This is a genomic window from Neisseria flava (assembly GCF_982712965.1).
Map to the genome: position 1 here is coordinate 1 of NZ_CEXQBZ010000071.1, position 6,148 is coordinate 6,148.

General features: G+C 49.9%; 6 protein-coding genes. 5 read left to right on the forward strand and 1 reads right to left on the reverse strand.

Going from position 1 to position 6,148, the window contains the following annotated elements; genetic code table 11:
• Positions 1-133: 133 nt before the first annotated feature.
• The 3 genes from AC5M9B_RS04095 (at position 134) to AC5M9B_RS04105 (ending at position 3,263) form a co-directional block, all read left to right on the forward strand.
• Positions 134-2,056 (forward strand): ATP-binding cassette domain-containing protein, encoded by a 1,923-nt coding sequence (locus AC5M9B_RS04095; protein ID WP_070656108.1) that lies wholly within the window; start codon positions 134-136, stop codon positions 2,054-2,056.
• Positions 2,057-2,189: 133 nt separating this feature from the next.
• On the forward strand, positions 2,190-2,558 hold the full coding sequence (locus AC5M9B_RS04100) for a nucleolar protein (RefSeq protein WP_070656110.1): 369 nt from the start codon (positions 2,190-2,192) through the stop codon (positions 2,556-2,558).
• A 153-nt stretch (positions 2,559-2,711) separates the two neighbouring features.
• Positions 2,712-3,263 carry a hypothetical protein gene (locus AC5M9B_RS04105; protein ID WP_070656111.1) on the forward strand — a complete coding sequence of 184 codons (552 nt, stop codon included), beginning with the start codon at positions 2,712-2,714 and terminating at the stop codon, positions 3,261-3,263.
• 156 nt (positions 3,264-3,419) lie between these two features.
• Here the strand turns inward: AC5M9B_RS04105 and folE2 are convergent, their stop codons facing one another.
• Positions 3,420-4,193: a GTP cyclohydrolase FolE2 gene (gene folE2 / locus AC5M9B_RS04110; protein ID WP_036490819.1), complete on the reverse strand. Its 774-nt coding sequence runs from the start codon at positions 4,191-4,193 to the stop codon at positions 3,420-3,422.
• A gap of 181 nt (positions 4,194-4,374) precedes the next feature.
• Here folE2 and AC5M9B_RS04115 point away from each other — a divergent pair, with 181 nt between their 5' ends.
• Together AC5M9B_RS04115 and AC5M9B_RS04120 are read left to right on the forward strand one after the other, a co-directional pair.
• Positions 4,375-5,532: a trans-sulfuration enzyme family protein gene (locus tag AC5M9B_RS04115; protein ID WP_487648288.1), complete on the forward strand. Its 1,158-nt coding sequence runs from the start codon at positions 4,375-4,377 to the stop codon at positions 5,530-5,532.
• Between the two features lie 92 nt (positions 5,533-5,624).
• Positions 5,625-6,083, forward strand: a complete 459-nt coding sequence (locus tag AC5M9B_RS04120) for an META domain-containing protein (RefSeq protein ID WP_070656115.1) — start codon at positions 5,625-5,627, stop codon at positions 6,081-6,083.
• The last annotated feature ends 65 nt before the right edge of the window (positions 6,084-6,148 follow it).

Below are 6,148 nucleotides of genomic sequence, written 5' to 3' on the forward strand. Positions count from 1 at the left end.
TGCCTCGCCTTGCCGTACTATTTGTACTGTCTGCGGCTTCGTCGCCTTGTCCTGATTTAAATTTAATCCACTATAATGCTGTTTTCGCTATAAAATACCGCCTTTCCCATTTTTCCGCCCGTCCATTACCATCATGATTGAAATCAAGAATCTCACCCTGCAACGCGGTTTGAAAGTCCTGCTCGACAAAGCCAACGCCACCGTCAATCCCGGTCAGCGCGTCGGTTTAATCGGTAAAAACGGTACGGGCAAATCCAGCCTGTTTGCCTTAATCAAGGGTGAAATCATGCAAGATGGCGGCGATGTCTCGATTCCGAAAAATTGGCGGATTGCTTCCGTTTCCCAAGAAACGCCCGACTTGGACATCTCCGCGTTGGACTACGTTTTGCAGGGTGATGCCGAGTTGCAGGCTTTTCAGACGACCTTGGCGCAGGCGGAAGCGCAAAATGACGGCATGAAACAGGCGGAGTATCATGCTAAATTGGAAGAAATCGACGCTTATACCGCGCCGGCTCGTGCGGCGAAATTGTTGGACGGGCTGGGTTTTTCGCAAGAGGAACACAGCCTTCCCGTCAAATCCTTTTCCGGCGGCTGGCGTATGCGTCTGAATCTTGCGCAAGCCCTGATTTGCCGCGCCGATTTGCTCTTGCTTGACGAACCGACCAACCACTTGGATTTGGAAACTGTCTTGTGGCTGGAAAACCATCTTGCTTCTTTACCCTGCACGCAAATCATCATTTCCCACGACCGTGATTTTCTCAATGCGGCCACCACCCAAACCATTGAATTGTCGCAGCAAAAACTCACGCAATACGGCGGCAATTACGATTTTTACCAAACCGAACGCGCACAACGTCTGGCGCAGCAACAAGCTGCCTATGTCAAACAGCAGGCGCAAATCAAACATCTGCAATCGTTTATCGACCGCTTCAAAGCCAAAGCCACCAAAGCCGTTCAAGCGCAAAGCCGCATGAAGGCTTTGGCAAAGCTAGAACGCGTTGCGCCCGCGCATCTGGACAGCGAGTTTTCCTTTGAGTTTTACAATCCCGACCATCTACCTAATCCCTTACTGAAGCTGGAGCACGCTGATTTGGGTTACGAAGGCAAAACCGTCCTGCACGACATTACCCTGTCGCTGGAGAGCGGCGCACGTTACGGGCTATTGGGTGTCAACGGCAGCGGTAAATCTACGTTTATCAAAGCCTTGGCGGGCAAAATCGATTTGCTCTCCGGCAGCATCGTCCGTTCCGAAAAACTCAATATCGGCTATTTTGCCCAACACCAACTCGATACCATCCGCGCCGACCAAAGCCCTGTTTGGCATATTCAGCAGCTCTCTCCCGAAGTGCGCGAACAAGAAATCCGAAATTTTCTCGGCGGCTTCAATTTTGTCGGCGACATGGCATTGCAAAAAACCGAACCCTTTTCTGGCGGAGAAAAAGCCCGCCTCGCCCTTGCCATGATCATCTGGCAAAAGCCGAACCTGTTGCTGCTTGACGAACCGACCAACCATCTGGACTTGGATATGCGCCATGCCTTAACGCTCGCGTTGCAAAGTTTTCAAGGCGCATTAATCGTCGTGTCGCATGACCGCAGCCTACTCGAAGCGACTACCGACAGCTTCCTCCTGATCGACAAAGGTCGTCTGGAAAACTTTGACGGCGATTTAAACGATTATCGTCAATGGCGGTTGGCGCAGGAAAACGCCACAGCCGCACCTGCCGCTTCCGTACAAAGCCAAAACCGCAAAGATACCAAGCGTATCGAAGCGCAAATCCGTCAAGAAAAAGCCCGACGCGGCAAGCCGATACAACAGAAAATCGACAAAGCCGAAAAAGAAATGGCGCAGCTTTCTGAAATTCAAACGGCATGTGAAGCATTTTTGGCACAAGAAGAAGCCTATTCGGACGAAAATAAAACAAAATTACAACAAACGCTCACACAGTTAACAGAAATTAAAGTAAAATTAACACAAATAGAAGAAAACTGGCTTTTGTGGCAAGAAGAGCTGGAGCAAATCCTGACGGAAATCGACGAAGAATTTACACAACTATAAATATCCCGTTGCCCGAGTTTCCGTATCTGCCTTCAGAAGCTGATAAAAATATAGTTTGGCATAGTGATTTAATATTGCCGGACTGCATAAAAACAAAAATAGGTCGACTGAAAACTCAAACTACGGAAAACATATGCGTTCACGAATCAAGCAAGGAGCACTCATCGTTGCATCCTCCCTCATTTTGGGCTTATCCCTTCACACTGCAGCAGCCGTCTTCAGTTGCCATTCAGGCAATAGTAAAACCTATACATCCGAACCTTCGGGAAACTGCACAGGTGCAGACCTGCCCAAAATCAGCAGCCATCAAGGTGGCGCATACCGTCTGAAAATCAACAAATTAAGCAGCGATACCGAAGAAAAAGCAGCCAGACCCAAAAAGACGCGTTCAAAAGAAAAATCGCGGGAAAAAGCGCAAGAGCAAGATGCAAAGAGCAAAAACGCCAAATCACGCGCCAAAAAATCGGATAAAGCCGCACAAACGTCGTCTGAAAACGAGTGAAGCAGTTTTCACTAAAACGAATAAGACGGTTTGCACAGTTTCAGCTTTAAAAGCCAGCCGTCCTATTTGAGAGAATAAGCCAGGATTGTTATACTATTACATTTGAATACAATATTTATCGAACAATTACTTATTTCACATTACGACATTACCATGAAACAATCACTCTACGCATTGGCAGCTTCATTATTGATGCTTCCCGCCGTATCCGGCGCACAAGCCTCCCCCAAGATCTATACCTGTACAGTCAACGGCGAAGTTGTCTATACTTCCCGCCCATCGGGAAATTGCCATTCGGCAGATTTACCGACCATAGGCAAATACAGCAGCTCGCGCTACGACGCTCCTGCTTTTGAAATGTCGGAACCTGCTGCTGAAGCTCCGTCGAAACGAGCCGGTAACGCAAAACCCGCCCCTAAAAATCCCGCTAAGGCAAATCCCGCGCCTGCGCCCATTCGTCCTGCTCCTGAAGTTGCTGCAACGCCTGCGCCCAAGTCTTCCGGCAGCACTAGCCGCCGTTCGATTTTGGAAACAGAGTTGAGCAATGAGCGTAAAGCATTGGGCGAAGCGCAAAAATCTCTGGCGCAAGCCCGTGTAGCTAAAGGCGGTCATGTCAACCAACAGGAAATCACCAGTCTGCAAAGTGCGGTACTCGACCGCCAGCAAAACATCCAAGCCCTGCAAAGGGAATTGGGGCGAATGTGATAATTTAGATAACCGGGTAGAAATTTTAATTAAATACCAGAAGGACATCACCCTTGTCCTAAATGAAGTTCTATAAAATCAATCCATGAACACAAAAGGTCGTCTGAAAACCTGATTTCACAGGTTTCAGACGACCTTTTCGATTTTTTTGCTTATTTAAGGATAAGCAATATAAGCGTAAGCCGAGTGGTTGTGTATCGACTCGAAGTTTTCGCTTTCGACGATGAAGCTTTCGATGCGTCCGTCGGCAATCAACGCGGTTGCTACGTCGCGCACCATGTCTTCCACGAATTTCGGGTTCTCATAGGCTTTTTCGGTAACGTATTTTTCATCGGGGCGTTTGAGCAGCCCGTAAAGCTGGCAGCTTGCCTGCGCTTCCACGCAGTCGATGATTTCCTCGATACCGACTTCGGCGTTGGCGGTCAGGCTGACGGTAACGTGCGAGCGTTGGTTGTGCGCGCCGTATTGCGAGATTTCTTTGGAACACGGACACAACGAGGTTACGGGAACCATCACTTTCAAATTATGGCTGTATGCGCCGTTTTTGATTTCGCCCGTCAGGGTAACGTCGTAGTCGAGCAGGGATTGGATGCCGGAAACAGGGGCGGATTTTTTGCGGAAGAAGGGGAAGGAAACGCTGATTTTGCCGGAATGGGAGTCTAAAAGCGCAACCATTTCGGCAGTCAGTTTGTGCAGCCTGTCGAAATCCAAAGCCTCGGTTTGTTGTTCCATCAACGCCACGAAGCGCGACATATGCGTGCCTTTTTGGTCGGCGGGCAGGAAAACCGTCATGGTCAGGCGGGCGACAGTGGATTGGCTGCCTTCGGCAGTATTTAAAGTAATCGGGAAGCGGAGGTCTTTGATACCGACCTGGTTAATCGGCAGATTGCGTAAATCGCGGCTGGATTGCACGTCTGCAATGGCGTTCATGCGTTGTTTGTCCTTAATTGTCGGATTGCTGGGATGTGTGTCGTTTTGAAACGGATTCATACCGTCCGTTTTGCAAATGCGAGATTATATCACTTGCAAACCGTGTCCGCATTGATTGTTTCTATTTTTCGGATAGTGATAGAATCCTGAATTATTCACATCTTTACAAGGTCGAACCGAGATGAAATTCGCCACCAAAGCCATCCATTCCAGCTACGATTGCGACGAACACAACCGCGCGCTGATGCCGCCGATTTATCAGAACAGTATGTTCGCGCTGCACGAAATCGGTGAGCAGATTCCCTACCGCTATTCGCGCCTGAGCAATCCGACCCGTCAGGTTTTGGAAGACACGGTTGCCGATTTGGAGCGCGGGGCGGCGGGTTTTGCCTTTTCCAGCGGTATGGCGGGCATCGATGCTGTGTGGCGCACATTCCTGCGTCCGGGCGATACCATTGTTGCCGTCGCCGATATTTACGGCGGCGCGTATGACTTGCTGGTTGACGTATATAAAGAGTGGGGCGTAAACGTTATCTTTGCCGATTTGGGCAACACCGACCGCTTGGACGAACTGCTTGCCGCGCACAATGTGAAACTGGTTTGGCTGGAAACCCCGTCCAATCCGCTTTTGCGGCTGGTAGACATCAAAGCGCTTGCCGCCAAAGCCCACGCCGCCGGCGCATTAGTCGGTATCGACAACACCTTCGCCACGCCGCATCTGCAACAACCTTTGGAAATGGGTTGCGACATCGTGTTCCACTCCGCCACCAAATACCTTTGCGGACACTCCGACGTATTGATGGGCATCGTCGCGGTTAAAACCAAGGAACTGGCGAAACCGCTGCACGACATGATGGTGCATACCGGCGCGATTGCCGGCCCGATGGACTGCTGGCTGGTGTTGCGCGGCATCAAAACGCTCGCCTTGCGCATGGAAGCACACTGCAAAAACGCACTCGACATTGCCCGCCGCCTTGAAGCCCATCCCGCCATAGAAAAAGTGTTTTATCCCGGCCTGCCGTCGCACGAACATTACGAACTGGCGAAAACCCAAATGCCCAAAGGCATAGGCGGCGTGGTAACGGTTTACCTCAAAAACGACACGCGCGAAGCGGCAAACAGCGTGATTAAAAACATGAAACTGGTCAAAATGGCATCCAGCCTCGGCGGTGTCGAAAGTCTGGTCAACCATTGCTATTCCCAGTCCCACAGCGGCGTGCCGCATGATGTGAAAATGGAAATGGGCATCAAAGTCGGCCTGCTGCGTTTCTCCATCGGTATCGAAGACGCAGATGATATTTGGAACGATATTTCCAAAGCTTTGGATACGACGCTGTAAGATAAAGAGGTCGTCTGAAAAGTGCGTAGCGGGTTTTGCTAAAGCGGTTTCAGACGACCTTTTAGCTGACCCCACGTTAGAAAGGTAAAATCATGAAAACCCTGATCCCCACCCTTATGACCGCAATCATTCTGACCGCCTGTACTTCGCCTGCTGAAAAACCGCAGCAGTCCCAACCTGTCACGTCGTCTGAAAAACCATCCGAACCGCGTCAAGCGTCAACGTCGGCTTTGGCGGCGAAATGGTTTGTGGTTTCTTTCGACAAATTCACCGAAAAAGATTTGGCGGGCAGAACGGCTTTTTTGGATTTGAGCAAAATGCCCAAGGCGCATGGCAAGATGGGTTGTAATCATTTAATGCTTCAAGCAAAAGAAGTCGGTTCGGGCAAAATCAATTTCGGTCCGATTGCGACGTCGATGATGTTGTGTGAAGACATGAAGCTGGAAGAGGCTTTCTTGAACATGAGAAGCGTGTGGAACTATCGTTTCGACGGCGCTGATTTGATTTTGGAGCAAAACGGCAAAACCATGCGCCTGCGCCGTCAGCCGTAAATTTTGAGTTTTATAGTGGATTAACTTTAAACCAGTACGGCGTTGCCTCGCCTTAGCTCAAAGAG